This window comes from Burkholderia metallica (assembly GCF_902832845.1).
Classification (GTDB): Bacteria; Pseudomonadota; Gammaproteobacteria; order Burkholderiales; family Burkholderiaceae; genus Burkholderia; species Burkholderia metallica.
On the sequence record NZ_CADFDB010000003.1, the window covers coordinates 255,219 to 280,536 of the forward strand.

At 67.7% G+C, this 25,318-nt stretch carries 26 protein-coding genes and 1 riboswitch; of the genes, 10 read left to right on the plus strand and 16 right to left on the minus strand.

What is annotated here, in order from left to right; all coding sequences use genetic code 11:
- Positions 1-26: 26 nt before the first annotated feature.
- Positions 27-1,238: a pyridoxal-phosphate-dependent aminotransferase family protein gene (locus HWX08_RS11320; RefSeq protein ID WP_174919590.1), complete on the minus strand. Its 1,212-nt coding sequence runs from the start codon at positions 1,236-1,238 to the stop codon at positions 27-29.
- A gap of 752 nt (positions 1,239-1,990) precedes the next feature.
- Between HWX08_RS11320 and HWX08_RS11325 the strand changes: the two genes are divergently transcribed.
- The 5 genes from HWX08_RS11325 (at position 1,991) to HWX08_RS11345 (ending at position 7,616) form a co-directional block, all read left to right on the plus strand.
- Complete coding sequence (locus HWX08_RS11325) at positions 1,991-2,974, plus strand: LysR family transcriptional regulator (RefSeq protein ID WP_069255904.1); 984 nt, start codon at positions 1,991-1,993, stop codon at positions 2,972-2,974.
- Between the two features lie 30 nt (positions 2,975-3,004).
- The gene (locus HWX08_RS11330; protein ID WP_107312446.1) at positions 3,005-4,003 is read left to right on the plus strand and encodes a 2-hydroxyacid dehydrogenase; all 999 of its coding nucleotides are present in this window, start codon (positions 3,005-3,007) and stop codon (positions 4,001-4,003) included.
- 180 nt (positions 4,004-4,183) lie between these two features.
- The gene (gene bluB / locus HWX08_RS11335) at positions 4,184-4,951 is read left to right on the plus strand and encodes a 5,6-dimethylbenzimidazole synthase (RefSeq protein ID WP_174919591.1); all 768 of its coding nucleotides are present in this window, start codon (positions 4,184-4,186) and stop codon (positions 4,949-4,951) included.
- A 241-nt stretch (positions 4,952-5,192) separates the two neighbouring features.
- Positions 5,193-6,362 (plus strand): MFS transporter, encoded by a 1,170-nt coding sequence (locus HWX08_RS11340; RefSeq protein ID WP_174919592.1) that lies wholly within the window; start codon positions 5,193-5,195, stop codon positions 6,360-6,362.
- A gap of 93 nt (positions 6,363-6,455) precedes the next feature.
- The gene (locus tag HWX08_RS11345; RefSeq protein WP_174919593.1) at positions 6,456-7,616 is read left to right on the plus strand and encodes an MFS transporter; all 1,161 of its coding nucleotides are present in this window, start codon (positions 6,456-6,458) and stop codon (positions 7,614-7,616) included.
- A gap of 179 nt (positions 7,617-7,795) precedes the next feature.
- On the opposite strand, the gene fahA is transcribed toward HWX08_RS11345, so the two are convergent.
- Genes fahA through HWX08_RS11370 form a run of 5 tightly spaced genes read right to left on the minus strand, consistent with a single transcriptional unit; the run spans position 7,796 to position 13,727 of the window.
- Positions 7,796-9,100: a fumarylacetoacetase gene (gene fahA / locus HWX08_RS11350; protein ID WP_174919594.1), complete on the minus strand. Its 1,305-nt coding sequence runs from the start codon at positions 9,098-9,100 to the stop codon at positions 7,796-7,798.
- Positions 9,097-10,431 carry a homogentisate 1,2-dioxygenase gene (gene hmgA / locus HWX08_RS11355; RefSeq protein ID WP_174919595.1) on the minus strand — a complete coding sequence of 445 codons (1,335 nt, stop codon included), beginning with the start codon at positions 10,429-10,431 and terminating at the stop codon, positions 9,097-9,099. The genes fahA and hmgA overlap by 4 nt, the downstream gene beginning before the upstream one ends.
- A gap of 15 nt (positions 10,432-10,446) precedes the next feature.
- Complete coding sequence (locus HWX08_RS11360; RefSeq protein ID WP_069255897.1) at positions 10,447-11,808, minus strand: MFS transporter; 1,362 nt, start codon at positions 11,806-11,808, stop codon at positions 10,447-10,449.
- The gene (locus HWX08_RS11365; protein ID WP_107312453.1) at positions 11,805-12,035 is read right to left on the minus strand and encodes a DUF2783 domain-containing protein; all 231 of its coding nucleotides are present in this window, start codon (positions 12,033-12,035) and stop codon (positions 11,805-11,807) included. Before HWX08_RS11365 ends, HWX08_RS11360 begins: the two co-directional genes overlap by 4 nt.
- Positions 12,036-12,065: 30 nt before the next feature.
- Positions 12,066-13,727 (minus strand): FAD-dependent oxidoreductase, encoded by a 1,662-nt coding sequence (locus tag HWX08_RS11370; protein ID WP_174919596.1) that lies wholly within the window; start codon positions 13,725-13,727, stop codon positions 12,066-12,068.
- A gap of 353 nt (positions 13,728-14,080) precedes the next feature.
- On the opposite strand from HWX08_RS11370, the gene HWX08_RS11375 reads away from it, so the two are divergent.
- Positions 14,081-14,884, plus strand: coding sequence for an EAL domain-containing protein (locus HWX08_RS11375; RefSeq protein ID WP_174919597.1), 804 nt, complete (start codon positions 14,081-14,083; stop codon positions 14,882-14,884).
- A gap of 243 nt (positions 14,885-15,127) precedes the next feature.
- On the opposite strand, the gene HWX08_RS11380 is transcribed toward HWX08_RS11375, so the two are convergent.
- Together HWX08_RS11380 and HWX08_RS11385 are read right to left on the minus strand one after the other, a co-directional pair.
- Positions 15,128-15,538 carry a GFA family protein gene (locus HWX08_RS11380; protein WP_069255893.1) on the minus strand — a complete coding sequence of 137 codons (411 nt, stop codon included), beginning with the start codon at positions 15,536-15,538 and terminating at the stop codon, positions 15,128-15,130.
- A 146-nt stretch (positions 15,539-15,684) separates the two neighbouring features.
- Complete coding sequence (locus HWX08_RS11385) at positions 15,685-16,476, minus strand: IclR family transcriptional regulator (RefSeq protein WP_107312456.1); 792 nt, start codon at positions 16,474-16,476, stop codon at positions 15,685-15,687.
- Between the two features lie 114 nt (positions 16,477-16,590).
- Between HWX08_RS11385 and HWX08_RS11390 the strand changes: the two genes are divergently transcribed.
- The gene (locus HWX08_RS11390) at positions 16,591-17,778 is read left to right on the plus strand and encodes an acyl-CoA dehydrogenase (protein ID WP_107312457.1); all 1,188 of its coding nucleotides are present in this window, start codon (positions 16,591-16,593) and stop codon (positions 17,776-17,778) included.
- Between the two features lie 150 nt (positions 17,779-17,928).
- Here the strand turns inward: HWX08_RS11390 and HWX08_RS11395 are convergent, their stop codons facing one another.
- Positions 17,929-18,567, minus strand: a complete 639-nt coding sequence (locus tag HWX08_RS11395; protein ID WP_034182833.1) for a peroxiredoxin — start codon at positions 18,565-18,567, stop codon at positions 17,929-17,931.
- Between the two features lie 316 nt (positions 18,568-18,883).
- Between HWX08_RS11395 and HWX08_RS11400 the strand changes: the two genes are divergently transcribed.
- The 3 genes from HWX08_RS11400 (at position 18,884) to HWX08_RS11410 (ending at position 20,197) form a co-directional block, all read left to right on the plus strand.
- Positions 18,884-19,186 carry an ElaB/YgaM/YqjD family protein gene (locus HWX08_RS11400; protein WP_006494044.1) on the plus strand — a complete coding sequence of 101 codons (303 nt, stop codon included), beginning with the start codon at positions 18,884-18,886 and terminating at the stop codon, positions 19,184-19,186.
- Positions 19,187-19,311: 125 nt separating this feature from the next.
- A complete protein-coding gene (locus tag HWX08_RS11405; RefSeq protein WP_069255890.1) occupies positions 19,312-19,701 on the plus strand; it encodes a phage holin family protein in 390 nt (129 codons plus the stop codon).
- Positions 19,702-19,744: 43 nt separating this feature from the next.
- Positions 19,745-20,197: a DUF3318 domain-containing protein gene (locus tag HWX08_RS11410; protein ID WP_174919599.1), complete on the plus strand. Its 453-nt coding sequence runs from the start codon at positions 19,745-19,747 to the stop codon at positions 20,195-20,197.
- Between the two features lie 53 nt (positions 20,198-20,250).
- Here HWX08_RS11410 and HWX08_RS11415 read toward each other — a convergent pair whose 3' ends face one another.
- The 7 genes from HWX08_RS11415 to glyA form a co-directional block, all read right to left on the minus strand.
- Positions 20,251-20,697: a type IV pilin protein gene (locus HWX08_RS11415; protein WP_069255888.1), complete on the minus strand. Its 447-nt coding sequence runs from the start codon at positions 20,695-20,697 to the stop codon at positions 20,251-20,253.
- Positions 20,694-21,218 carry a hypothetical protein gene (locus HWX08_RS11420; protein ID WP_174919601.1) on the minus strand — a complete coding sequence of 175 codons (525 nt, stop codon included), beginning with the start codon at positions 21,216-21,218 and terminating at the stop codon, positions 20,694-20,696. The genes HWX08_RS11415 and HWX08_RS11420 overlap by 4 nt, the downstream gene beginning before the upstream one ends.
- A gap of 140 nt (positions 21,219-21,358) precedes the next feature.
- The gene (locus tag HWX08_RS11425; RefSeq protein ID WP_174919603.1) at positions 21,359-22,192 is read right to left on the minus strand and encodes a PilW family protein; all 834 of its coding nucleotides are present in this window, start codon (positions 22,190-22,192) and stop codon (positions 21,359-21,361) included.
- Positions 22,182-22,583 (minus strand): hypothetical protein, encoded by a 402-nt coding sequence (locus HWX08_RS11430; RefSeq protein ID WP_244122741.1) that lies wholly within the window; start codon positions 22,581-22,583, stop codon positions 22,182-22,184. The genes HWX08_RS11425 and HWX08_RS11430 overlap by 11 nt, the downstream gene beginning before the upstream one ends.
- A 5-nt stretch (positions 22,584-22,588) precedes the next feature.
- Complete coding sequence (locus HWX08_RS11435) at positions 22,589-23,152, minus strand: GspH/FimT family pseudopilin (RefSeq protein ID WP_069255885.1); 564 nt, start codon at positions 23,150-23,152, stop codon at positions 22,589-22,591.
- Positions 23,153-23,305: 153 nt separating this feature from the next.
- Positions 23,306-23,785, minus strand: coding sequence for a transcriptional regulator NrdR (gene nrdR / locus HWX08_RS11440; protein WP_006476792.1), 480 nt, complete (start codon positions 23,783-23,785; stop codon positions 23,306-23,308).
- Between the two features lie 6 nt (positions 23,786-23,791).
- Positions 23,792-25,039: a serine hydroxymethyltransferase gene (glyA, locus tag HWX08_RS11445; protein WP_069255884.1), complete on the minus strand. Its 1,248-nt coding sequence runs from the start codon at positions 25,037-25,039 to the stop codon at positions 23,792-23,794.
- 137 nt (positions 25,040-25,176) lie between these two features.
- Positions 25,177-25,277, minus strand: a riboswitch (ZMP/ZTP riboswitch).
- Positions 25,278-25,318 lie beyond the last annotated feature (41 nt).

Here is a 25,318-nt window from a genome sequence, read left to right on the forward strand (position 1 = left end):
GCGGCCCCTTTCGTCGCTTTCGCGCGTTACGCGCCGCGCCGCGACAGTTCCTGTTCGAGCGCCGCGACGCCGGCCGGCAGGTCGACCGGCACCTTGAGGTCGACCATCGTGCGGCCGAACGCATGCAGCGTGCGGAACAGGTTGTGTTCGCGGCATTGCTCGCCCATCTGCCCGATCCGCACGATCGGCAACCCGAACGAGCCCGAAATCTCGACCTGGTACTGCTTCGAGATATGCCCGCAGACCATGCCCGGCGTGAGCCCTTCCGGCGTCTCGATCCCGACGACCGAGTTCAGCCGGCAGTCCTTCGGCGCATAGAGCTTGAGCCCCAACGACTCGACCCCGGCCTGCAGCGCGAGCGAGCAGCGCAGATGGCGCGCGAAGCGGCTTTCGAGCGTCTCCGCGCACACGAGCCGCAGCGCCTCGTGCAGCGCGAGCACGCCGGACACGGGCGCCGTGTAGTGATAGCCGGCGTTGTGCCAGAAGTTCTCCGCGAGCGCCATGTCGAGGCACCAGTGCGCGTTCGGTTCGGGGCGGTGCTTCATCCGCTCCCATGCGGCGTCGGAGAACGCGATCAGCGACACGCCCGGGATCGAAGACAGCCCCTTCTGGCCGCCGGTGATCACCGCGTCGATGCCCCACGCGTCCATCTCGAGCGGCATCGTCGACAGCGTGCACACCGCGTCGACCACGACCAGCGCGCCGGCCGCCTTCGCGATCGCCGCGATGTCGCGCAGGTCGCGGTTCCACACGGTGTTCGACGTCTCGCCCTGCACGATCGTGACGATCTCGGGCCGTTCGCGCGCGATCGCGTCCGCGACCTCGTCGAGACTGGCGACCGCGCGGTCGGCCACTTCGAGCGTCGCGACGTCGGCGCCGACGCGCGTGGCCATCTCGGCCATCCGCGCGCTGAAGAAGCCGTTGCGGATCGACAGCACGCGCGTACCGCGCCACGCGAGGTTCGAGATCGCCATTTCCATCGCGGCCGATCCGGGGCCCGCGACGCCGAGCACCCACTTCGTGCGGGTCTGGAACACGTAGCGCGCCATCTCCTTCACCTGCTCGATGATCTTCGCCATCGTCGCGCCGAGGTGATTGATCACGATCGTGTTCGCCTTCGCGACGGCGGCCGGAATCGGAACCGGGCCGGCGCCCATCATCAGCAGCGGTTCTTCGGGCAGGATCGCGTCGAGCGGCACGACGACGGGACAGGGAATCGGCGAGTAATCGATGGACATGGCTGGTCGAGAAGAGAAAAGGAAGTGCACTGACGCTCGCCTCGCGGCAAGCGAATTGATCGATCATTCCGCGTTCCGCCGTCACGCGCAAGAGGCACGCGCGGCCGGACAGCGCGGCGGTGGCCCGGTCGCCGGACCGGGCCGGTCGGCCGTATGCGGGCGGCGGGCCGGTCGATCCGATTGAAAAAGGAATGCCGGCCGGGCCGTGAAACGGTTCCATTCGTGCGTCAAGCGCGCGATTTACTTACCCAATAACGCCGCGATTCGCCGACATCGACGGTTCAGACCGACTTCCGCCTCGAAAAAATAGACCCGCTCCACGGTAAAAATCTCCTCCGGGAATCAGATAAGCGAAATTCGCGCACGAGCGAAGAACATCCATTACGTCTACATGTATTGGGGCACGCTTTCTGGCAATACCTGACCCAACCCATGCGAAATCCATACAAGCCATTGATTAACATGCAAAACATTCGCCACAGTCACATTAATTCATTTACCGGATCGCCTTTGAACGGCAGCCATACGAGACAGCACTTCGTTTAACGCGTTACCCTCGATTTCGATTTTCCGCAACCCGCCCCTTTTCTCAGGTTGACGGATATCGCTTCCGTATTTAACAATTGTCTGCGGAATCGAAAAAAACGATTTTTCGATACAGGAAAGAACCGGGTATCGCACGATGCGCTTTCGAGGCCGTGCGGCGAAATACCACCACCATAATCAATCAACCGGGCCAGAAATACGCAGCCATGAACCAGATTCAGACCATGCGTGTATTCGTCTGCGTCGCCGAGCAGCAGAGCTTCCGGCGCGCGGCACACCATCTCGGCGTGTCCAATGCCCTCGTCACGCGTTCGATCGCGATGCTCGAGGGTCACCTGAACACCCGGCTGATCCATCGCACCACGCGCAACCTGTCGCTGACCGAGGCCGGCGTGCGCTACCTCGACGGGTGCCGCGCGCTGCTGGAGGAATTCGATCACCTCGAATCGTCCGTCGCGCATGCCGTGCGCGAGCCGGCCGGCACGCTGCGCGTCGTCGCGTCGGGGCTGCTGTCGCCGCTGGCGCTGACGCCGCTCGTCAGCAGCTTCCGGCACCGCTACCCCGAGTTGCGCGTGCAGCTGACCGTCGCCGAAGGGCCGCTCGACGTGCTCGATTCGGGTTACGACGTCGGCATCGTCACCGGCAACCGGTTCGACGGCAACCCGACGCTGATCGGCCATGCGCTCGCGCCGAACCCGTTCGTCGCGTGCGCGGCGCCGGCCTATCTCGAGCGGCGCGGCGAGCCGCGCGTGCCCGACGACCTCCCCGGCCACGACTGGGTCACGCTCGCACCGCACCAGCATGCGCCCGCGTGGCAACTGGTCGGCCACGACGGCGTCGCGCATGCCGTCACGGTGCGCCCGACCTGCACGGTCAACCAGCTCGCGCTCGTCCAGGCGGCCGCCGTGGCCGGCGCCGGTATCGCGGTGCTGCCCGAGCCGTGCGTCGCCGACGCGCTCGCGAGCGGCACGCTCGTGCGGTTGATGGCCGGCTACCGGATCGACGATCCCGATACGCAGTTGTCGCTCGTCTACCCGAATCGCCAGTACGTGCCGGCCCGCACGCGCAGCTTCGTCGAACATGCGCTCGACCACTTCAGCGCGCAGCCGGCCCGCGAACGGACCGACTACGGCTTCCTGCGGCCGCCGCGCGGGCCCGATCGCGCCGACATCGTCACGGGCCTGCAGTAAACTGCGCGCGTCAGCCATCGGAGGTGCAGCGTGCGCGTGATCCTGTTCAGCAGCCGGCAGTACGACGACGATTCGTTTGCGGCCGCCAACCGGCAGTTCGGCTATCGGCTGCACTTCCAGCCGTCGCACCTCGACGCGGAAACGGCGATCCTCGCGCACGGCTACGACGTCGTCTGCCCGTTCGTCAACGACCGCGTGGACGCGGCCGTGCTCGAACGTCTCGCGGACGGCGGCACGCGCCTGATCGCGCTGCGCTCGGCGGGCTTCAACCATGTCGACCTGGCGGCCGCCGAGCGGCTCGGCGTCACGGTCGTGCGGGTGCCCGCCTATTCGCCGCACGCGGTTGCCGAACACGCGGTCGCGCTGATCCTGGCGCTCAACCGGCGCCTGCCGCGCGCGGTCGCGCGTACCCGCGAGGGCGACTTCTCGCTGAACGGGCTGCTCGGCTTCGACCTGCACGGCAAGACCGTCGGCGTGATCGGCACCGGCCTGATCGGCAGCGTGTTCGCGAAGATCATGATGGGCTTCGGAATGCACGTGCTCGCGCACTCGATGCCGCCGTACGACGACGAGCTGATCGCGTTCGGCGCACGCTACGTCGAGCTCGACGAGCTGCTGCAGCGCGCCGACATCGTCAGCCTGCACTGCCCGCTGCTGCCGTCGACCCACCACCTGATCAACGAACGGACGCTCGCGCGGATGAAGCCCGGCGCGATGCTGATCAACACCGGGCGCGGCGGCCTCGTCGACGCGCACGCGCTGATCGACGCGCTCAAGAGCGGCCGGCTCGGCCATCTCGGGCTCGACGTGTACGAAGAGGAAAGCGGGCTCTTCTTCGAGGATCACTCCGACCTGCCGCTGCAGGACGACGTCCTCGCGCGCCTGCTGACGTTCCCGAACGTGATCGTCACGTCGCACCAGGCGTTCTTCACGCGCGAGGCGCTCGCCGAGATCGCGCACACCACCCTGCTGAACATCGAAGCGTGGCATGCGGGCACACCGCAGAACGTCGTCACCGCGAATCGCTGAGAAACCAACGAAATCCCCGCATTTCACGCGCGCCGGCGAGAACGCAATCGTTTGCTTTTCGATTTCGCTGCACCGCCGACCTTTTTCGTCAACAATTTTGCGCTTTGTTTCGACTGATGTAACGATTCCCGCGCCGCGTCTGCTATCGTTGCGCCGACGTTATCCCGCCGCCTGCCCCTCATGCGTTTCGACGACTCCGACATCGCCGCCGTCTACCGCGCCATTTTCGAACGGCGCGACATGCGCCACTTCACGCCGGCGCCCGTCGATCCGGCCGTGCTCGCGCGTCTGCTGCGCGCGGCGCATCACGCGCCGAGCGTCGGCTTCATGCAGCCGTGGCGTTTCATCCGCATCACCGATCCCGCGCTGCGCACCGCGATCCACGCGCTGGTCGAGGCCGAGCGGCGCGCGACCGCCGACGCGCTCGGCGAGCGCCAGGACGAATTCATGCGGCTGAAGGTCGAAGGCGTGCGCGAATGCGGCGAGCTGCTGGTCGTCGCGCTCGCCGACGGCCGCGAGCGCCACGTATTCGGCCGCCGCACGTTGCCGGAAATGGACCTGGCGTCTGCCGCATGCGCGATCCAGAACATGTGGCTCGCGGCGCGCGCGGAAGGGCTCGGGATGGGCTGGGTGTCGCTGTTCGACGTCGACGCGCTGCGCGCGCTGCTGCGGATGCCCGACGGTGCGAAGCCGATCGCGGTCCTGTGCGTCGGGCACGTCGACGCGTTCTATGCGAAGCCGATGCTCGAGCAGGAGCGCTGGGCCGCGCGGATGCCGATCGAAGCGTGCCTGTTCGAAAACGGCTGGGACGATCCGGCCGCGGCCGATGCGACCGGAGCGCCTTCGTCGCTCGCCAACGCGGAACCGGCAGCGGGTACCGGCGCCGACGCCGACGCGGCAAACTCGCCGACCCCAAGCGTCGACGGGTTCCCGGAACGCGTCGCCTGACGCGCACACCGGCGCCGCCGCCGTTCCGTCCCCCCGCCCGATTCACCGCCGCAAACCCCGCCGAATCCCACACTGTGAGTTTCCCGCGCGCTGCCCCGTCGCACGCCGGCAACATCCCGTTTTGGCCCCAAACATAGGGGTTTTCACTGAAGTAGAATCGCGACTGTCGTCCGCCTCGCCGTCCGTCCGCCCCGCGCATCCCGCGCCCGCCCGCACGACGGCTTTTCCCGAGCCTTCCGCGATGCCCTTACCTCTTTTCTCCCTCGCCGTCGCCGCATTTGGAATCGGTACCACCGAGTTCGTGATCATGGGGCTGCTTCCGAACGTCGCGCGCGACCTCGGCGTGTCGATCCCGGCTGCCGGGATGCTCGTGTCGGGCTATGCGCTCGGCGTGACGATCGGTGCACCGATCCTCGCGATCGTCACCGCGAAGATGCCGCGCAAGCGTGCGCTGATGGGCCTGATCGGGCTGTTCATCGCGGGCAACCTGTTCTGCGCGATCGCGCCGGGCTATGCGGTGCTGATGGCCGCGCGCGTCGTCACCGCGTTCTGCCACGGCGCGTTCTTCGGGATTGGCTCGGTGGTCGCGAGCAATCTCGTCGCGCCGAACCGTCGCGCGCAGGCGATCGCGCTGATGTTCACCGGCCTCACGCTCGCGAACGTGCTCGGCGTGCCGCTCGGCACCGCGCTCGGCCAGGCGTTCGGCTGGCGTGCGACGTTCTGGGCCGTCACCGGCATCGGCATCGCCGCGGCCGCCGCGCTCGCCGTCTGCCTGCCGAAGCACCTCGCGATGCCCGACACCAGCATCACGCGCGAATTCGGCGTGCTGAAGCACCCGCAGGTGCTGATGGTGCTCGGCATCAGCGTGCTCGCATCGGCGAGCCTGTTCAGCGTGTTCACGTACATCACGCCGATCCTCGAGGACGTGACGGGCTTTTCGCCGCGACAGGTCACCTACGTGCTGCTGCTGTTCGGCCTCGGGCTGACGGTCGGCGGCACGCTGGGCGGCAAGCTCGCCGACTGGCGCCGGATGCCGTCGCTGATCGCGACGCTCGCACTGATCGGCGTGGTCCTCGCGCTGTTCGCGGGCACGATGCATCTGCCGTTCGCCGCGCTCGCGACGATTTTCGTGTGGGGCATCCTCGCGTTCGCGATCGTGCCGCCGCTGCAGATCCTGATCGTCGACCGCGCGAGCGACGCGCCGAACCTCGCATCGACGCTGAACCAGGGCGCGTTCAACCTCGGCAACGCGACCGGTGCATGGCTCGGCGGCATGGCGATCGGTTCCGGCGTGTCGCTCGTGAGCCTGCCGTGGGTCGGCGTCGCGATGGCCGTCGCCGCGCTCGCGCTCACGCTGTGGTCGGCGTCGCTCGAACGCCGCCCGGTGGCCGTGCCGACCGAATACGTATGAAGCCGCGCTGTCGCGATCGTTGCGCACGCAACCCCACGCGGACCTGATGGCCTTCATGGACCTTTCAAGGGCCGCGGTGTAGCATCCCGGCCGATGAAAGCCATTCTCAATCGTGATTTCCTTGCGCTGATCCTGAGCGTCGCGGTCGTCGGTCTCGGCACCGGCGCCACGCTGCCGCTCACCGCGCTCGCACTGACCGAGGCCGGACACGGCACCAACGTCGTCGGCATGCTGACGGCCGCGCAGGCGCTCGGCGGCCTCGCGATCGTCCCGTTCGTCACCGCATTGGCGCGGCATATCGGTGCGCGCCGCGCGATCGTCGTGTCGGTCGTGCTGCTCGCGGCGGCTACCGCGCTGATGCAGTTCACGTCGGACCTGATCCTGTGGGGCGCGCTGCGCGTGCTGTGCGGCGCCGCGCTGATGCTGCTGTTCACGATCGGCGAGGCGTGGGTCAACCAGCTCGCCGACGATGCGACGCGCGGCCGCGTCGTCGCGATCTACGCGACCAATTTCACGCTGTTCCAGATGGCGGGCCCCGTGCTCGTGAGCCAGATCGCCGGCGCGACGGGCATCCGCTTCGCGCTGTGCGGCGCGCTGTTCCTGCTCGCGCTGCCGACGCTCGCGACGATCCGGCGCGCGCCGCTCGCCGGCGACGACGCGCATCACGAAGCGCACGGCCGCTGGCTCGACGTGCTGCCGCGCATGCCCGCGCTGATCATCGGCACCGGCTTCTTCGCGCTGTTCGACACGCTCGCGCTGTCGCTGCTGCCGCTCTATGCGATGGATCACGGCGTCGCGAGCGCGACCGCCGTGCTGCTCGCGTCGATCATGCTGTTCGGCGACACCGCGATGCAGTTCCCGATCGGCTGGCTCGCCGACAGGCTCGGCCGCGAACGCGTGCACCTCAGCGCGGGCTGGATCGTGCTCGCCGGCCTGCCGCTGCTGCCGTTCGTCATCGCGAATCCGTGGCTGTGCTGGCCGCTGCTGTTCGTGCTGGGCGCGGCGGCCGGCAGCATCTACACGCTGTCGCTCGTCGCGTGCGGCGAGCGCTTTCGCGGTGCGGCGCTCGTCACCGCAAGCTCGCTCGTCTCGGCGTCGTGGAGCGCCGCGAGCTTCGGCGGCCCACTGGTCGCCGGTGCGCTGATGGAACAGCTGGGCAGCCACGCGCTGGTCGGCGTGCTGGTCGTCTGCGTCGCGGCGTTCGTCGCGGCCGCGCTGTGGGAGCGCCGCGCCGCGTTGCAGCGCGCGGTCTGACACCGGCACATACGCGCCGCGACGCAGCGACGCGCGGCGCCGACACGACCGTCGCGCGCACCCGCGCGGCGCGGCCCCGGCAGCGCCGTTCGCACCGCGAAAACGACGACGGCCCGCGCCATGCGGGCCGTCGTGTTCGGGTCGCGATACGTCGCGTATTACGCGTTACGCGTTACGCGTTACGCCTTCAACGCCGGCAGGATCTTGCCGGCACACGTGCCGAACCCGACGCGATAGCCGTCGCCCTCGCACCATCCGGCGAGCGTGAGCTCGTCGCCGTCCTCGATGAACGTGCGGCTGCCGCCGCCGTTCAGCGCGACCGGCTCCTTGCCGTTCCACGTCAGTTCGAGCAGGCTGCCGAACGAATCCTTCGTCGGCCCGCTGATCGTGCCCGAACCCATCAGGTCGCCCACGCGCGTGTTGCAGCCCGCGACCGTGTGATGCGCGAGCTGCTGCGCCATCGTCCAGTACATGTGCCTGAAGTTCGTGCGGCAGATCGACGTCGCCTCCGCTGCCCCGTCGGCGCGCAACGTCACTTCGAGCGCGATGTCGAACGCATGCTTGCCCGCGTGCCGCAGATACGCGAGCGGCTGCGGCGACTGCTCGGGCTGCGCGACGCGGAATGGTTCGAGCGCGTCGAGCGTGACGATCCACGGCGAAATCGTCGTCGCGAAACCCTTCGAGTTGAACGGGCCGAGCGGCACGTATTCCCACTGCTGGATGTCGCGCGCGCTCCAGTCGTTCAGCAGCACCATCCCGAAGATGTGCGCTTCCGCGTCCTCGCACGCGATCGGTTCGCCGAGCGCGTTGCCCTTCCCGACGATGAAGCCCGTCTCCAGTTCGATGTCGAGCTTGCGGCATGCGCCGAACACCGGGCGCTCCTGGTCGGGCAGCTTCAACTGCCCGTTCGGGCGCCGCACCGGCGTGCCGCTCACCACCACCGACGACGCACGGCCGTTGTAACCGATCGGCATCTCCGACCAGTTCGGCAGCAGCGCGTTCTTCGGATCCCGGAACATCGAGCCGACGTTGGTCGCGTGCTCCTTCGACGAATAGAAATCGGTGTAGCCGGGAATCTCGACCGGCAGATGCAGCGTCGCATCGCGCTGCGCGACCAGCACCTGCGCACGCAGCGCCGCGTCGTCGCGCAGCCGCGCGTTGTCGCGCGAAAACAGATCGGACAGCTGCACGCGCACGCCGCGCCATGCGTCGCGGCCGAGTGCGATGAACGCATTGAGCGTCGGCGCGGCGAACACGTCGGCGCCGGCCGGCAGCGTCACGAGGCCCGCGCGCGCGAGCGCCGCCAGATCGACGATCTGGTCGCCGAGCGCGACGCCCGCACGGCGCGACGCTTGCTTCGCATCGCTGAAGATCCCGAACGGCAGATTCTGGATCGGGAAATCGCAGGCGGCGTCGTTCGCCGACTCGACCCAGCTCTTGCGGGCCGGGTCGAGCGTCGCGCGCCAGTCTTGGGTATCGCTCATCGTTGCTCCGGATTGAAGTGTTTCCTGATGCGTTGCCAGCATTCGAAGTAGTCGGCCTGCAGCTGCGCGGTGTCGAGCGCGTAGCGCGTCGGCCGGATCAGCGTGCGGGTTTCGAACATGAACGCCATCGTCGCGTCGACCTTGTGCGGCTTCGACGTGTCGCTCGCGGACGCCTTCTCGAACGTGTCCGCGTCGGGCCCGTGGCCCGACATGCAGTTGTGCAGGCTCGCGCCGCCCGGCACGAAGCCTTCGGCCTTCGCGTCGTACGCGCCGTGCACGAGCCCCATGAACTCGCTCGCGACGTTGCGGTGGAACCACGGCGGGCGGAACGTATCCTCGGCCGCGAGCCAGCGCGGCGGGAAGATCACGAAGTCGATCGTGTCGACGCCCGGCGTGTCGCTCTGCGACTGCAGCACGAGGAAGATCGACGGATCGGGATGGTCGAAGCTGATCGAGCCGATCGTGTTGAACAGGCGCAGGTCGTACTTGTAAGGCGCGTAGTTGCCGTGCCACGCGACGACGTCGAGCGGCGAATGGCCGATGTCCGCGCGCCACAGGCGCCCGTTCAGCTTCGCGATCAGTTCGAACGCGCCTTCACGGTCTTCGTACGCGGCCTGCGGCGTCAGGAAATCGCGCGGGTTCGCGAGACCGTTCGAGCCGATCGGGCCGAGATCCGGCAGACGCAGCAACGCGCCGAAGTTTTCGCAGATGTAGCCGCGCGCGTCTCCGTCCGGCAGCGCGACGGTAAAGCGCACGCCGCGCGGGATCACCGCGATCTCGAACGGCTCGACGTCGAGCCGGCCGCATTCGGTCGCGATGAACAGGCGCCCCTGCTGCGGCACGATCAGCAGTTCGCCGTCCGCGCTGTAGAAGAAGCGGTCCTGCATCGAGCGGTTCGCCGCGTACAGGTGGATCGCGCAGCCGTTCATCGCGGCGGCCGAACCGTTGCCGGCCATCGTCACCAGTCCGTCGACGAAATCGGTCGGCTCGACCGGTATCGGCAGCGGATCCCAGCGCAACTGGTTCGGCGGCGTCGGCGGCACGTCGGCCGAGTCGCCGAACTCCGATACGAGCCGCGGCGAGCCCGCGTACGGCTCGAACGGCCGGTGCACGGCGGCCGGGCGAATGCGGTACAGCCACGAGCGTCGGTTGTGGCCGCGCGGCGCGGTAAACGCGGTGCCCGACAATTGCTCCGCATACAGTCCGTACGGTGCGCGCTGCGGCGAGTTGCGGCCGTGGGGCAGCGCGCCGGGCAGTGCCTCGGTCGCGAATTCGTTCGCGAAACCGCTCAGGTAGCCGGCAGTCGCCGGCTTCGACAAATCAAGCGTCATCGTTTCCTTTCTCCGTCAATTCATGGCGGCGTTCGGCGCCTGCGCGCCGTTGCGCCGCGTGACGCCCGCCAGGCCGAGAACGAACAGCGCCGAACACAGCACGGGCACCGCGGCCGCGTGGAACAGCGCGCCGTTCGACCAGTTGAGCGCAATCAGTTGTCCGCCGACGAGCGGCCCCAGCACCGAGCCGATCCTGCCGATGCCGAGGCTCCAGCCGATGCCCGTCGAGCGCAGCGACGTCGGGTAATACTGGCCCGCGAGCGCGTTCACGGCCGGCTGGCCGCCGACCACGCAGAACCCGCCCGCGAACACGACCACCAGCAGCCACGGCAGCGCATGCGCGACCGAACCGATCAGCCCCACCGACACGGCCGCGCACGCGAAGCACACGAACAGCACGCGCACGAAGCCGTAGCGTTCGATGAACCAGCCGAGCGACAGCGTGCCGATCACGCCGCCCGTCTGCAGCACCGTGCCGACGATCACCGCCGTGCCCGGCGAATAGCCGGCGTCGCGCATCACGGTCGGCAGCCAGTTCGACAGGAAGTACAGATCGATCAGGTTCATGAAGCTGATCGCCCACAGCAGCAGCGTGACCGGCAGGCGGCCGTGGCTGAACAGTTCGGCGACCGGCGCCCCGCTCGCCGCGCGCTCGCGCACGACGAGCCGCGTGGCCGCATCGATGCCGGCCTGCGGCGCGAATCGCGCGAGCCAGTCGCGCGCCTGCGCGACGCGCCCTTTCAGCACCAGGAACTGCAGCGACTCCGGCAGCCGCGCGACCATCGCGAGCGTCAGCACGAGCGGCACCGCGCCGCCGACGAAGAACACCGAGCGCCAGCCGAACGCCGGAATCAGCGCCGCGCTGATGAAGCCGCCGATCGCCGCGCCGAGCGTGAAGCCGCACGACACGATCATCATCCGCTTCACGCGATGCGCGGCCGGGCTGAACTCGCCGACCAGCGCCATCGCGTTCGGCATGATGCAGCCGAGGCCGAGCCCCGTGACGAAGCGCAGCGCCATCAGCACGGGGATCGAGCCCGCGAACGGCGTCGCGAGCATCGTCACCGCGAAGAACAGCGTCGAGCCGATCAGTACCGGGCGGCGCCCGATCCGGTCGGCGAGCACCGACAGCCCGAGCGCGCCGAGCAGCATCCCGAACAGGCTCGCGCTGAACACCGGGCCGAGCGCCTGCTTCGGCACGCCCCATTCGGCGATCACGCTGGGCGCGACGTAGCCCATCGCCTGCGCATCGAAACCGTCGATCACGAGGCACAGCCCGCACAGCACCAGCAGCATCCAGTGAAAACCCGGGCGATGGGTCTCGTCGATCACGCGCTCGACTTCGAGCACGCGCGCGTCGGCCGGCGCCGCGCTCATTGCGCGACCTCGGCGGCCGGATGGACGGGCGGCGTCACGCCCTGGCGCGCGAGCGCCATCGCTTCGCGCAGCACGTCGGCATCGCCGATCTGGTTCGCGAGCAGCAGGATCAGCTTTGCGTTGACGAGCTGGCTGTCGGCGTCGGACAGGTCGCGATGCATGTCGATCAGCGCTTCGTAGAACGCGTCCGGATCGGTCAGGCGCGGGCGGGTGTCGAGTGGGGGCATGGCGAAGTCTCCGGTGTCTTTGTCGTGTATTCAGCGGGCGCAGGTCGCGCGCGCCAGTGCGTCGGCGATCGCCCGACGGTCGAGCATGCGCGTGCGCGCGCAGACGTGCTGGTCGGGCCGCAGCAGGTAGAACGTGCCGGGCTGCGCGTCGTAGCGTTGCGCGGCGAGGCCGTCGACGTCCTCCACGACGTCGACGCCGGCCACCGGCTGCGCGTGCCCGGCCGGCACGACGAGCACGGGCCGCACCGGCAGCGCGAGGCCGTCGAGCGCCTGGGCGAGCGCGGCCGCGTCGCCCGGCAACCCGAACAACATGCCGGTGAAGCCGCTGCCCAGATGCTGCAGCAGCCAGCCCGGCGCGCCCTGCGCACGCACCGGCGCATCGGCCGCCGCGGCACCGGGGCGCATTGCCCCCGCGAACGCGTCGCCGTCACGGTCGGGCGTATTCAGCGGCGAATCGGCGAGCACCGCCGGCACCGACAGGCGGCCGCTGTTCACGAGCTTGCGCGCGAACTCGCAGTCGCGCGCGAGCTTCAGCGTCGCGTCGCGGAACACGCGCGACACCGGGCTCTTCGGCGTGATGAAGTCGGTCGAGCGCGTCGAATTGCGGATGTTCTCGTCGGCCGCGAATTCGCGTTCGCTCGCATACGTATCGAGCAGGCTGTCGGCCGCCCGCCCTTCGAGCACGAGCTTCAGCTTCCATGCGAGGTTGTCCGCGTCCTGCACGCCGCTGTTCGCGCCGCGCGCGCCGAAAGGCGACACGCCGTGCGCGGAATCGCCCGCGAACAGCACGCGGCCGTGACGGAACGACTCCATCCGCTGGCAGCGAAACGTATAGACGCTCACCCATTCGAGCTCGAACTCGACGTCCGGCCCGAGCAGCGCACGCACGCGCGGGATCACGCGCTCCGGCTGCTTCTCCGCGACGGGGTCGGCGTCCCAGCCAAGCTGGAAGTCGATGCGCCACACGTTGTCGGGCTGGCGATGCAGCAGCACCGACTGATTCGGGTGAAACGGCGGGTCGAACCAGAACCAGCGCTCGGTCGGAAACTCCGCCTTCATCTTCACGTCGGCGATCAGGAAGCGGTCCTTGAACGTGCGGCCGTGGCTTTCGAGGCCCATCATCGTGCGCATCGGGCTGCGCGAGCCGTCGGCCGCGATCACGTACCGCGCGCGCAGCGTCGCGACGCCATCCGGCGTCTCGATCGTCACGACCGCGTGCTCGGCCGACTGGTCGATGCCCGTCACCTTGTGCTTCCAGCGGATGTCGATGTTCGGCAACTCGAACGCGCGCTCGGCCAGATAGCCTTCGACGTAATACTGCTGCAGGTTGATGAACGCGGGCCGCGCGTGCCCTTCCTCGGGCAGCAGGTCGAATGCGTACAGCTGCTCGTCCTGCAGGAACACCTTGCCGACGTGCCAGCTCACGCCCTTGTCGACGAAGCGCTCGCCGCAGCCGAGCCGGTCGAAGATCTCGAGCGTGCGCTTCGCGAAGCAGATCGCGCACGAGCCGGTCGACAGCGTGTCGTCGTCGTCGAGCAGCACGACCGGCACGCCCTGCTGCGCGAGGTCGATCGCCGCCGCGAGGCCCACCGGGCCCGCGCCGACGACGATCACCGGATGAACGGTTGCGTCCTGCGCACACGGACGGTATTCGAACTTCAGCGTCTGGTAATCGATGCTCATGGTCGCCATCCGCTCCTCAACCCTGCCGGGCGCCCGACGGCGCGCCCGTGTTGCCTTTCGTCTCCTGCCGGCGCGCGTGCCCGCCTGTCCTGTCAACCGCCACGTCTCGCTCCTTGCTTCCTGTTGATTCGTGAACGGCGCCGTTTCCCGGCGCCCGCATGCCGCATTTCTTGATCGGCGACAAATCCCTGGATTTACGAATAGTAAAACCAATTACGAATAGTAAAATCAACGTAAACCCTAGGCGCTCCTGCCGGGACGGGATAACCATATGAGCGAAACGCCAAGCCGAGCCTGGCGCGCGCTGCTAATATCGAGATACGAGGCGGCCCTATCGGCCGCCGTTTTTCCTTTTCACGCCGATGATTCCGCCCACCATCCCCGAGCTGGTCGCCCGTGCCGGGCAACTGCCGTATCTGCGGGAGCACCTCGCGCTGGCCGAAGGCGGCACCGCATGCGCGAATCTGCCCGAGCGCACGCTCGCCAGCGCGTACGAACCGATCTACGACGTGACGATGCCCGGCGCGCCGCAGTCGACGTCGTTCGCCGACGCGATCGAGCGCTACGGCGACGAACTCGGCTTCCAGGCCGTCACGGTCGTCACGGGCACGCCGCACGATCCGGTCGACTCGGCCGTCGAAGACCAGACGCTCGTCGCGATCGACCGTCTGTCGCGCGCGCTGCACGCGATCAATTTCTTCGGTGCGCAGCGCCACGGGCTGCTGTTCCTGCGCGTACACGAGCGGCTGCTCAAAAGCGTGAAGTACGACCACGGCAAGCATTTCTCGACGGTGCTGCAGCGCTTCGGGCTGCCGACCGAGCGGATCGTGATCGAGCTGCCGGCGGTCGCGGTCGCGCACAAGACCTTCCTCGGCTACCTGACGCGCAGCTACCAGCACCACGGCTTCAAGGTCGCGGACAAGCTGCCCGACCCGGGCCGCATCCTCGCGGTCGAATCGGAAATGGCGCGGCCCGACTACATCAAGATGGATGCGGGCATCGCGCTGCGCGGCGGGATGGTCAAGGCGCTCGTCGCGTATGCGCAGCGCATGCGGATTCCGTTGATCTTCGACGGCGTCGTCGACGAGACGCAGTGCGATCTGCTGCGCCAGCACGACGTTCGGTTCATGCAGGGGCCCGTGTTTGCGAAAGTGGTGACGGCGTGAAGACGGGTGTGACCGTTCGCCCGACGATCGGGCGTCAACGCACCGCGTAGTGCGCGGGAGAAGCCGCGTGCCGGCAGGGGTAGAGTCGCCCGGCACGTTTCGGCAGGTAGATGCGGAAGCGGAACGCTCGCGCGGCCCGTCATGCGAGGCCGGGCGGCGCGTTATCCACGGTGCCGATAGGCCGAACGCGGGTGGGAACCGCTCGCGCGTCCGGAATCGGGAAGTCGATACGGACGGCCAAGCCTAGTCCTCACCGCCATCGTCGTACTTCGGCAGATCGTCGTCGATCTCGATGCCCGGGAAACGATCCCCATACCAGACGTGCCACGCGGGGCGCAGCCGCGACGGCTCGTCGAGCGTCGCGTAATTGATTTCGACCGTTTCGGGCGCATCGATGAGCCGGTATTCGAGCTGCGCGCCGCACCGGTTGCAGAAACGCCGCTCGCCCCACGCGCTCGACGCGTAGACCGTCGGCTCGCCTTGCAGGTACGTGAACGCGTCGATCGGCACCGATGCCGATGCGACGACCGCCGCCCCGGTCGTGCGCTGGCAGAGCCGGCAGTGGCAAAAACCGGCGTCGGCCGGAACATCGGTGATCCGGTATCGAATCGCGCCGCATGCGCATCCGCCTTCCATCGGTTCCGCGTCGGACATGGCAACCCTCTTCGTCGGTGACCCGGCGACCGATCATGCGCGCGGTTCGTCCGTCGCACAACAACCGCCGGCGACGATACCGGGCGCGTCGGTAACCGCCCGTCCCGGCGGCAGGCGCCATGCTCCGTGCCGCGCGTCGCGGCTGCTCAGACAGTCTGCCCGAGCCGCTGCGCGAGCGCCTTCAACCTCGGCCCGACCCGCGTGCGAAACACGTCCTCGCCCATCGACGACGCCGGGCCGCTGCAGCTCAGGATCAGCCAGCGCCCCTCGCGCGGCTCGCGAAACGGCACGGCCGCCGCGTTGACGTCCATGTGCCACGCGCGAAACGAATAGCAGCATCCGCCGTCGGAAAACTCCGCCACCGCCTGCTGCGCGGCTTCGACGAGCGCATCGGCATCGGCCGCGCCGCCCGCCGCGCGGTGCAGTTCCGCATAAAGCGCGCGGCGCGCGTCCTCCGGCTGCACGGCCAGGTACGCGCGCCCCATCGAGCTGGTCAGCATCGACAGCCGCGAGCCGGGCGCGAGCCCGAGCGTCAGCGCGGTCTCGCTGCGGATCGTCTCCAGATAGATCATGTCGAGCCCGTCGCGGCAGCCGAGCGACACGGCCGCGCCGATCTCGCGCGCAAGCGCCTGCATGTGCGGCCGCGCGAGGTCGAGCGTCCCCGAACCCGACAGCAGCGCGTAGCCAAGCGACAGCACGCCGGCGTCGAGCGCATACTTTCCGAGCGTCTCGTCGTAGCGCAGGTAGCCGAGCACGGTCAGCGTATAGGCGAGCCGGTTCACCGTCGCCTTCGGCAGCCCCGTGCGCTCCGCGAAGTCGCGGTTGCCGAGCATCGTCTCGCCGGGCCGGAATGCGCGAAGCAGGTCGAGCCCGCGCGCGAGCGCGACGACGAACTTGCGTTCGTCGATCGTGGTTTCGTCGATGGTTGAAAGTGTCATCCGGTGCTACACTGGGTTCGATTTGCAAAACATTGTTCCGTACAGCGGAACTTGAGTCAAGCGAACTTTTGGCATGGGCCCGGCTGGAAGACCGGACCAACAGGAGATGAGACGATGAGTGCTGCAACTTTTCATTGGGACGATCCGCTGCTGCTCGACCAGCAACTGACCGAAGAAGAGCGAATGGTGCGCGATGCCGCCCAGGCCTACGCGCAGGACAAGCTGGCCCCGCGCGTCACCGAAGCGTTCCGCCACGAGCGCACCGACGCCGAAATCTTCCGCGAGATGGGCGAAGTCGGCCTGCTCGGCCCGACGATTCCCGAGGAATACGGCGGCCCCGGCCTCAATTACGTCAGCTACGGGCTGATCGCGCGCGAAGTCGAGCGCGTCGACTCCGGCTACCGGTCGATGATGTCCGTCCAGTCGTCGCTCGTGATGGTGCCGATCTTCGAATTCGGCTCCGATGCGCAGAAGCAGAAATACCTGCCGAAGCTCGCCACCGGCGAATGGATCGGCTGCTTCGGGCTGACCGAGCCGAACCACGGCTCCGACCCGGGCAGCATGGTCACCCGCGCTAAGAAGGTGCCCGGCGGCTACTCGCTGTCCGGCGCGAAGATGTGGATCACGAACTCGCCGATCGCCGACGTGTTCGTCGTGTGGGCCAAGCTCGAGGAGAACGGCAAGGACGCGATCCGCGGCTTCATCCTCGAGAAAGGCTGGAAGGGCCTGTCGGCGCCCGCGATCCACGGCAAGGTCGGGCTGCGTGCGTCGATCACCGGCGAAATCGTCCTCGACGAAGTGTTCGTGCCGGAAGAGAACCTGATGCCGAACGTGAGCGGCCTGCGCGGCCCGTTCACGTGCCTGAACTCGGCGCGCTACGGGATCGCATGGGGCGCGCTCGGCGCCGCCGAATCGTGCTGGCACACCGCACGCCAGTACGTGCTCGACCGCCAGCAGTTCGGCCGGCCGCTCGCCGCGAACCAGCTGATCCAGAAGAAGCTCGCGGACATGCAGACCGAAATCACGCTCGGCCTGCAAGGCGTGCTGCGCCTCGGCCGGATGAAGGACGAAGGCACGGCGGCCGTCGAGATCACGTCGATCATGAAGCGCAACTCATGCGGCAAGGCGCTCGACATCGCACGGCTCGCGCGCGACATGCTCGGCGGCAACGGCATCTCCGACGAATTCGGCGTCGCGCGCCACCTCGTGAACCTCGAAGTGGTCAACACGTACGAAGGCACGCACGACATCCACGCGCTGATCCTCGGCCGCGCGCAGACGGGCATCCAGGCATTCTTCTGATCGTCCGGCTGCCGCGCACGCGGCAACTCGCCCGCGCCGCGCACGCGCAAAAGACACGGCCCGCCCGGCATGACTGCCGGGCGGGCCGTTTTTCACAGGAGTCGCGCGCCGGACCGCCGGCCCGGGATCGCGCGCATCTGCAGCCGATGCTTACTTGTTCGGCTGCGGCGTGAGACGCAGATACGGACGCACCGCGTTGAAGCCCTTCGGGAAGCGCTTCTTCAGTTCCTCGGGATCCTGCAGCGACGGCACGATCACGACGTCGTCGCCATCCTTCCAGTTGCCGGGCGTCGCGACCTTGTAGTTGTCGGTCAGTTGCAGCGAGTCGATCACGCGCAGCACTTCGTCGAAGTTGCGCCCGGTGCTGGCCGGGTACGTGATGGTGAGGCGCACCTTCTTGTTCGGATCGATCACGAACAGCGAACGCACCGTCAGCGTTTCATTCGCGTTCGGATGGATCATGTCGTACAACTGCGAAACCTTGCGGTCCGCATCGGCGATGATCGGGAAGCCGACGACCGTCGATTGCGTTTCGTTGATGTCGTTGATCCAGCCCTTGTGCGACTCCACACCGTCGACCGACAGCGCGATCACCTTCACGTTGCGCTTCTCGAATTCGCCCTTCAGCTTCGAGGTCAGCCCGAGCTCGGTCGTGCACACCGGCGTGTAGTCGGCCGGATGGGAGAACAGGACACCCCAGCTGTCGCCCAGCCACTCGTGAAACTTGATCGGGCCCAGGCTCGATTCCTGCTCGAAATCCGGTGCGATGTCGCCAAGACGCAGACTCATGATGTTCCCTCCTCGAACGATGCTGGTTGAAACCGCGCGGGTCGGCGCGGGAAAGTGTGTCAGCTTACGGGAAGCCATGGGGCGTGCGAACGATTATTCCGTTTGATATTCATACTTTTTTGTCATTTTTGCGCGGTATCGGTACAGGATGGGCGGCCACACTGGAAACTTTTCACCCCGTTTGGCGCTCTGTTCATCATTACAAGTCGTTTACCATGCAGTTTTGCAGTGCCGCCGTGTGTCTTCCCGGCTCGCCAGCAGGCAGGCGTTTCGCTACGATGTGAACCTGCAGCATGACAGCACGAAGGGAGTTGCAATGTCGGAAATCAACAAGGAGAAACTGATGTCGGATATCAAAACCGTTCTCTCGGACGCCGAAGACCTGCTCAAGCAAGCGGCGAGCAGCACGGGCGACCGTGCGGCCGAACTGCGCGAAAAAGCCATGTCGCGCCTGAAGCAGGCCAAGGAAAAGGCAGCCGACGTCCAGGTCGTGGTGGTCGAGAAAGGCAAGAAGGCGGCCCGCGCGACCGACGACTACGTGCACGAGCATCCGTGGACGTCGATCGGCGTCGCTGCCGGCGTCGGCGTGCTGATCGGCCTGCTGATCAACCGCAAGTAACGCGCTCTGCGCGGTTTTCGTCCCGCGGGCGCGCATCGCGCGGCTTGCGGGCGTCGAAGCCAGCCGGTGGAAACCGCCGGCCGGCTTTGTCCTAGCTGCACACTGCACGCGCACGCACCTCACCCATGACGACAGACACCCCCTCGCAGCCGTCCGGTCACGGACCGCTGCGCCGCCTCGTCGGCTCCGCGATCGGCCTTCTACAGACGCGCCTCGAACTGGTGGGCATCGAGCTTGCCGAGGAAAAGGAGCGCCTGATGGGCGTGCTGTTCCTCGGACTCGCCGCGATGATGCTCGCGACGATGGCGCTCATCAGCCTGACCGTGCTCGTCGCGATCGCGTTCTGGGATACCTACCGCTGGCAGTCGCTGGCCGCGATCACCGCGGTGTATGCCGTTGGCGGCATCGTATGCGCGCTGAAGGCGCGCTCCGGCCTGCGCGACGCGCCGACCGTATTCGAGGCGACGCTCGCCGAGCTCGAGAAAGACCGCGAACTGTTCCGCGGCAAGCCGTGAACGCACACGCGCTCACCCTTTCCACCTACTTCGCCGACGCGCCATGAGCCAGAACGTCACGGGCAATTCACCCCGCTCCCATTCGTCGCGATCGAACTGGAGCGCGTCGCAGCATCGCGCGCTCCGCAAGGAACTGCTGATCCTGCGATCCGAAGTCGAGCGGCTCGAACTCGCGGAAGCCGCCGGCGACATGCGCCGGGCCGTCACGCGCTTCAGCTGGCTGAAAGTGTTCATCCCCGGGATGTCCAGCCACAAGTTCAGCCAGTCCGCCAAGAACCTGAACGCGAACCTCGGCCACCTCGTCAACCAGTATCCGATGCTGAGTTCGCTTGCGTCGCTCGTGCTCGCGAAACCCGTTCGCTCGTTGCTGCGCGCGAGCGCGGGACCCGCGCTGAAGTGGGGCACCGTCGGTTTCGCCGCCTGGGAGGTCTACCGGATCTGGAAGCAGTCCCGCGACGAGCGCGAACTCGACACGCACGACACGCACGACGACTGACACCCGCATCCCGCGCGCACGGCCCTGCGCCGTGGCGCGCCCGTCATCCGGCTTCAACGCACACCCCAGCACGCCGCGACCTGTCCGTCGGCGCCATCGCTTCGCACATTGCCTTTCGTCCCGTCCGAGCGCAGCGTGAATACGCCGCATGCGTCGCCGTGCATCGGGCCCGTGTCGAGCGGGATGGCTTCCAGTTCATAGCTCACCGGCCCATCGTCGCCGTCCGGTCGCGCGAGCGCCAATCGATAGACCGCCCGCCCGTCCGGTGGCGCTTGCGTGAGCGACGCCGGCAATGACGAAGGCGGCACACCCTCCCGCGTTTCGAGATACTGGGCCGCCCGATACAGCGCGGCGACCGCCGATGCGCGATGAACGTGCACGACATGCCCGCGATACGACGGGATGCCCCATCCGGCCAGCACCGCGACGATCGCGAGCACGATCATCAGCTCGATCAGCGTGAATCCCGCCGGGCGCGACCTGGGCAGGCGCTCGCTCATCGAAGCACCGTCGCGACGCGACGCCAATGCAAGGCGACGATGTGTCCATCGCGTATCGCGACCTGATACTGCAGCCAGACGACGCTCGATGGATGCGTACCGACGCCGCGCGCGGTGACGACGTAAGCACGGCCACCGGCCGGCCCTGCTCCGCGCCATGCTTCGATCAGGCATCGCGGCGGTTGCTCAGCCGTCGGCCAGCCGGCGAACGGCGCGAATGCTTCGGCGGCCGCCAGCGTCGGCATGCGCCGCCAGGCGTCGGGCTCCGTATGCGACTCGCGTTCGCTCACGTAGGGCGCCGTACCGCGACGCAATCGCGCGGTGCACGCGGCAAGCGCAGCATCGGCCGCGTGGAACGCAATCAGCCGATCGGACAACGCTCGCGTGCGGCGCGACTCCGTCAGTGCGGCTTCGAACCACGTGCCCGTCAGCGCGGCAATCGCCGCGCCGACCGCGATCACCGCGGGCAATGCAAGCCCCGCGTCGCGACGCCAGTCACGGCTGGCCGACCGCAACCGCATGGGCGGCGCCCGCCGGCTCGTGGTGAGGACTTCCGCACCTGTCGCGTGCCGCGGCTCGTCGCGGTTTGTCGCGATACGTTCATGCGTGCTGCGTGCCGCAACGCATCGCGATCGCTCCCGTGCATGCTGCCCCGCTCCGCTCATCGCAGCACCCCGCGTGCATCCGGTGCATCGCGCGACGTATCGTCGACTGCGCGAGCGGAATTCCTCAACGCGACGATCCGATCGAGCGCCAGACGCGCGCGACCGTCATGCGCGACGACCGTGCGGCCGTCGCAGTCGACGTGCCGTGCCAGCTCCCCCGCCGGTTCGCCGCGCGCCCGCACGCAGACATGCACGGCCACGACATCGCGCCAGTCGTCGCCGCGCAACGCATCGGCATCGACGAACCGCATGCCGCCTCGGCGAAGATAACGCACCCGCAATTGATCGATTCCCGACACGACCGGCTGCGGCGTGCCCGGACGGCCGTTTCCTTCGCAATACAATTCGGGCTCGCCCGTCGACGGACTGACGTGCACATCGAAGCGGTTCTCCACCGGCGCCGGCTCGCCGGACATACCGATACCTTGTCCGAGGCAATCCGATACCTGGCCGCTGACGGTGGCCCACGTCGACACGGTGTCGCCGACATACCGGATCAGCAACGCGTCAGACGCCGCGCGCGCGGGCTCGCACCGTACCTGCGCGCCATCCCCTCTCACACGCGCCATCGAACAGCCGAATACCGGCGGCAATGACGATACCCCTTTCGCATCGAGCGACCGGAATCCGGCCATCTGGATCTGCTGGCCGATCAGCATCAGTGCTGCGCCGGCCGCATCGCGCATCAGGAACCCGTCGTCCGCGCGCCGCTGTGCGACGCGCTGCGCGTGGTACAGCGCACCGGCCGCCGCGAGCACGAGCAGACCGACGGTCATCGCAATCAACACTTCAAGCAGCGTATGCGCGCGCATGCGGCGATCAGCGTTCATCGTCGTCGGCCTCCCGATACGGCATCCGGACGCACGACGGCTGCTGCGCCGACCTGCCCGCCGCTTCGCATCGCGGCCCGGTGGCCGCAGTGCCGCTACGCCAGCCGACCACCGCGTAGCGCACGCCGTCCGGCCCGTCACCGCGCGTCATCGTGCCGCCGGGCAACGACGCCGCGGCTCGCGCCGCCAGATCATCCTCGGCTCCCGGCGCAACGTGCACGCGCTCGATGCGCGCATCCGCGAGCCACAGCGCGCGTTCGCGCCAGATCGTCGCGCGCTGCGCCCGCGCCATCGCGAGCTGGCTACTTGCCACTGCCAGCATCACGGCCGCGAGCAGCGCGATGGCCAGGGTCGCTTCGATCAGCGACGTGCCGCGCATGGCATGGCGCATGGCGCTCACGCCGCGTCGCAGCGGCCGGCGACGACCCGCGCCCGGCCGCCTGCCGCGATCCGCACGCAACGCGATGCACGCGTGTCGTCAGCCCCCGACATGTCGCGCCTCGGACGCAATTCGAAACGCCGGATGCCGCCGATTGCCTGACCGATCGGCGGGGCGAACGCGAGATCGTGCGCGGCCCCCGCAACGGTGACTTCGGCATCGTGCGGATAGCGCCGCAGCACGCGTGACTGCCCGTCGATTTGCCCGCTCACGATCCAGTCGCACGACCATTCGGCCGGATCGCATCGCTCACCGGCGCGCAGACAGGTGCCGCCGCGCCCGGCCCGACACAGCGTGACACGCACGCCGAGGCGCGCCGCCTCGGTACGGGCGAACGACAGCGCACCGAGCAACGTGCGTGCGCGTGCGTCCACCCGTTCGCGCATGCGCCACTGGTCGAACACGGGCGCCGCATAAAGCGCGAGCCCGGCCGTCAGCGAAAGGGCAACCATCAACTCGACGAGCGTGAACCCGCCCGAGCGTCGCGTTGAATCTTTCAGGGGTAGAGCGTGCCGTCCCATCGCAGTCGTCCTTCGCCAAGATGATGCGACGACTGTAGCGGTACATGAGCCATGCGCACCATTGGCCGAACGGCCGAGTGGCGGCGTGCGATCGCAACCGACACAATCGGCGCGAACTGACCAACAGAGAAGACGATGAACGGACGCAGCGCGTCAGCGCTTACGTGGAGTCTTGGCGGGAGAGGCGCGACGGAATTCTTCGATCACGTCGGCAAATTCGGAAACGTCCTCGAACCGGCGATACACCGATGCGAAGCGGACATAAGCAATCGTATCGAGGCCGCGCAACTCGTTCATCACGAGTTCGCCGAGCTTCTCGCTACGCACTTCGCGCTCGCCTGTCGCGAGCAATTGATATTCGATACGGGCGACCGCCGCGTCGATCGCGTCGGCGGCAACCGGCCGCTTGCGCAGCGCGAGTTGCATGCTGGCGACGATCTTGCGACGGTCGAATTCCGTGCGGCTGCCGTCCTTCTTCACGACGAACGGCAGCGACAACTCGACCCGCTCGTACGTCGTGAAGCGCTTGTCGCAAGCCGAGCAGCGACGGCGCCGCCGGATCGCGGCGCCATCTTCGGACACGCGGGAATCCACGACCTGCGTGTCGTCATGCCGGCAGAACGGGCAGCGCATCGTCGATCAGCGATAGACCGGGAAACGCTTGGTCAGCTCGGCAACCTGCGCGCGCACGCGCTCGATCGTCGCTGCGTCTTCCGGGTTGTCCAGCACGTCCGCGATCAGGTTGCCCACCTGTTCCGCTTCCGCCGGACCGAAGCCGCGCGTCGTCATCGCGGGCGAGCCCAGACGGATGCCGCTCGTCACGAACGGCTTTTCCGGATCGTTCGGGATCGCGTTCTTGTTCACCGTGATGTGCGCCGCGCCCAGCGCCGCTTCCGCTGCCTTGCCGGTGATGTGCTTCGCGCGCAGATCGACCAGCATCACGTGGCTTTCCGTGCGGCCCGACACGATCCGCAGCCCGCGCTTGACCAGCGTTTCGGCCAGCACGCGTGCGTTCTCGACCACCTTCTCCTGGTACGCCTTGAACTCCGGCGACAGCGCTTCCTTGAACGCCACCGCCTTGCCCGCGATCACGTGCATCAGCGGGCCGCCCTGGATGCCCGGGAAGATCGCCGAGTTGATCGGCTTCTCGTACTCCGCCTTCATCAGAATCACGCCGCCGCGCGGGCCGCGCAGGCTCTTGTGCGTCGTCGTCGTCACGAAATCCGCGTGCGGCACCGGGTTCGGGTACACGCCGGCCGCGATCAGCCCTGCGTAGTGCGCCATGTCGACCATCAGGTACGCGCCCACCGACTTCGCGATCTTCGCGAGACGCTCGAAGTCGATCTTCAGCGAGAACGCCGACGCGCCCGCGACGATCAGCTTCGGCTTGTGTTCCTGCGCGAGCTTCTCGGCCGCTTCGTAGTCGATGTCTTCGTTCTCGTTCAGGCCGTAGCTCACCACGTTGAACCACTTGCCCGACATGTTCACCGGCGAGCCGTGCGTCAGGTGGCCGCCGTGCGCGAGGCTCATGCCCATGATCGTGTCGCCCGGCTTGAGCATCGCGAAGAACACGCCCTGGTTCGCCTGCGAGCCCGAGTTCGGCTGCACGTTCGCGGCTTCCGCGCCGAACAGCTGCTTCACGCGGTCGATCGCGAGCTGCTCGACGACGTCCACGTATTCGCAGCCGCCGTAGTAGCGCTTGCCCGGATACCCTTCCGCGTACTTGTTCGTGAGTTGCGAGCCCTGCGCGGCCATCACGGCCGGGCTCGTGTAGTTTTCCGACGCGATCAGCTCGATGTGATCTTCCTGGCGGCGGTTTTCCTGTTCGATCGCGGCAAAGATTTCGGGATCGACGTTCGCGATGGTGCTTTGGGCTCTGTCAAACATACGGGTTCCGTTAAGTGTGTACAGGTTGACCGGGGTGACCGAGTACGGTGCGCCGCTGGCGGGACCCGCTCGACGTGGCGGAAGAATCCGGATGACGCGAGGCAGGACAGCCACCGGCGATGCACGTGACGGCGCACAACGGCTGCCCAGGCGAACGGCAAAAACGGCGCCCCGCGCTTCACGGTGGGATGCTCCACCTTGAACCCGAAGGGTTCTATCGCCAGTCACGCGGGGGTGATGAGCGCGTTAGTGTATTGGATGCGTCATGAATAGGCAACC

Excerpts from the sequence above, each read along its gene's own strand:
- HWX08_RS11320 (WP_174919590.1), bottom strand. The coding sequence starts at position 1,238 with ATGTCCATCGATTACTCGCCGATTCCCTGTCCCGTCGTCGTGCCGCTC.
- HWX08_RS11325 (WP_069255904.1), top strand. The coding sequence starts at position 1,991 with ATGAACCAGATTCAGACCATGCGTGTATTCGTCTGCGTCGCCGAGCAG.
- bluB (WP_174919591.1), top strand. The coding sequence starts at position 4,184 with ATGCGTTTCGACGACTCCGACATCGCCGCCGTCTACCGCGCCATTTTC.
- HWX08_RS11340 (WP_174919592.1), top strand. The coding sequence starts at position 5,193 with ATGCCCTTACCTCTTTTCTCCCTCGCCGTCGCCGCATTTGGAATCGGT.
- HWX08_RS11345 (WP_174919593.1), top strand. The coding sequence starts at position 6,456 with ATGAAAGCCATTCTCAATCGTGATTTCCTTGCGCTGATCCTGAGCGTC.
- fahA (WP_174919594.1), bottom strand. The coding sequence starts at position 9,100 with ATGAGCGATACCCAAGACTGGCGCGCGACGCTCGACCCGGCCCGCAAG.
- hmgA (WP_174919595.1), bottom strand. The coding sequence starts at position 10,431 with ATGACGCTTGATTTGTCGAAGCCGGCGACTGCCGGCTACCTGAGCGGT.
- HWX08_RS11360 (WP_069255897.1), bottom strand. The coding sequence starts at position 11,808 with ATGAGCGCGGCGCCGGCCGACGCGCGCGTGCTCGAAGTCGAGCGCGTG.
- HWX08_RS11365 (WP_107312453.1), bottom strand. The coding sequence starts at position 12,035 with ATGCCCCCACTCGACACCCGCCCGCGCCTGACCGATCCGGACGCGTTC.
- HWX08_RS11370 (WP_174919596.1), bottom strand. The coding sequence starts at position 13,727 with ATGGCGACCATGAGCATCGATTACCAGACGCTGAAGTTCGAATACCGT.
- HWX08_RS11375 (WP_174919597.1), top strand. The coding sequence starts at position 14,081 with ATGATTCCGCCCACCATCCCCGAGCTGGTCGCCCGTGCCGGGCAACTG.
- HWX08_RS11380 (WP_069255893.1), bottom strand. The coding sequence starts at position 15,538 with ATGTCCGACGCGGAACCGATGGAAGGCGGATGCGCATGCGGCGCGATT.
- HWX08_RS11385 (WP_107312456.1), bottom strand. The coding sequence starts at position 16,476 with ATGACACTTTCAACCATCGACGAAACCACGATCGACGAACGCAAGTTC.
- HWX08_RS11390 (WP_107312457.1), top strand. The coding sequence starts at position 16,591 with ATGAGTGCTGCAACTTTTCATTGGGACGATCCGCTGCTGCTCGACCAG.
- HWX08_RS11395 (WP_034182833.1), bottom strand. The coding sequence starts at position 18,567 with ATGAGTCTGCGTCTTGGCGACATCGCACCGGATTTCGAGCAGGAATCG.
- HWX08_RS11400 (WP_006494044.1), top strand. The coding sequence starts at position 18,884 with ATGTCGGAAATCAACAAGGAGAAACTGATGTCGGATATCAAAACCGTT.
- HWX08_RS11405 (WP_069255890.1), top strand. The coding sequence starts at position 19,312 with ATGACGACAGACACCCCCTCGCAGCCGTCCGGTCACGGACCGCTGCGC.
- HWX08_RS11410 (WP_174919599.1), top strand. The coding sequence starts at position 19,745 with ATGAGCCAGAACGTCACGGGCAATTCACCCCGCTCCCATTCGTCGCGA.
- HWX08_RS11415 (WP_069255888.1), bottom strand. The coding sequence starts at position 20,697 with ATGAGCGAGCGCCTGCCCAGGTCGCGCCCGGCGGGATTCACGCTGATC.
- HWX08_RS11420 (WP_174919601.1), bottom strand. The coding sequence starts at position 21,218 with ATGCGGTTGCGGTCGGCCAGCCGTGACTGGCGTCGCGACGCGGGGCTT.
- HWX08_RS11425 (WP_174919603.1), bottom strand. The coding sequence starts at position 22,192 with ATGAACGCTGATCGCCGCATGCGCGCGCATACGCTGCTTGAAGTGTTG.
- HWX08_RS11430 (WP_244122741.1), bottom strand. The coding sequence starts at position 22,583 with ATGCGCCATGCCATGCGCGGCACGTCGCTGATCGAAGCGACCCTGGCC.
- HWX08_RS11435 (WP_069255885.1), bottom strand. The coding sequence starts at position 23,152 with ATGGGACGGCACGCTCTACCCCTGAAAGATTCAACGCGACGCTCGGGC.
- nrdR (WP_006476792.1), bottom strand. The coding sequence starts at position 23,785 with ATGCGCTGCCCGTTCTGCCGGCATGACGACACGCAGGTCGTGGATTCC.
- glyA (WP_069255884.1), bottom strand. The coding sequence starts at position 25,039 with ATGTTTGACAGAGCCCAAAGCACCATCGCGAACGTCGATCCCGAAATC.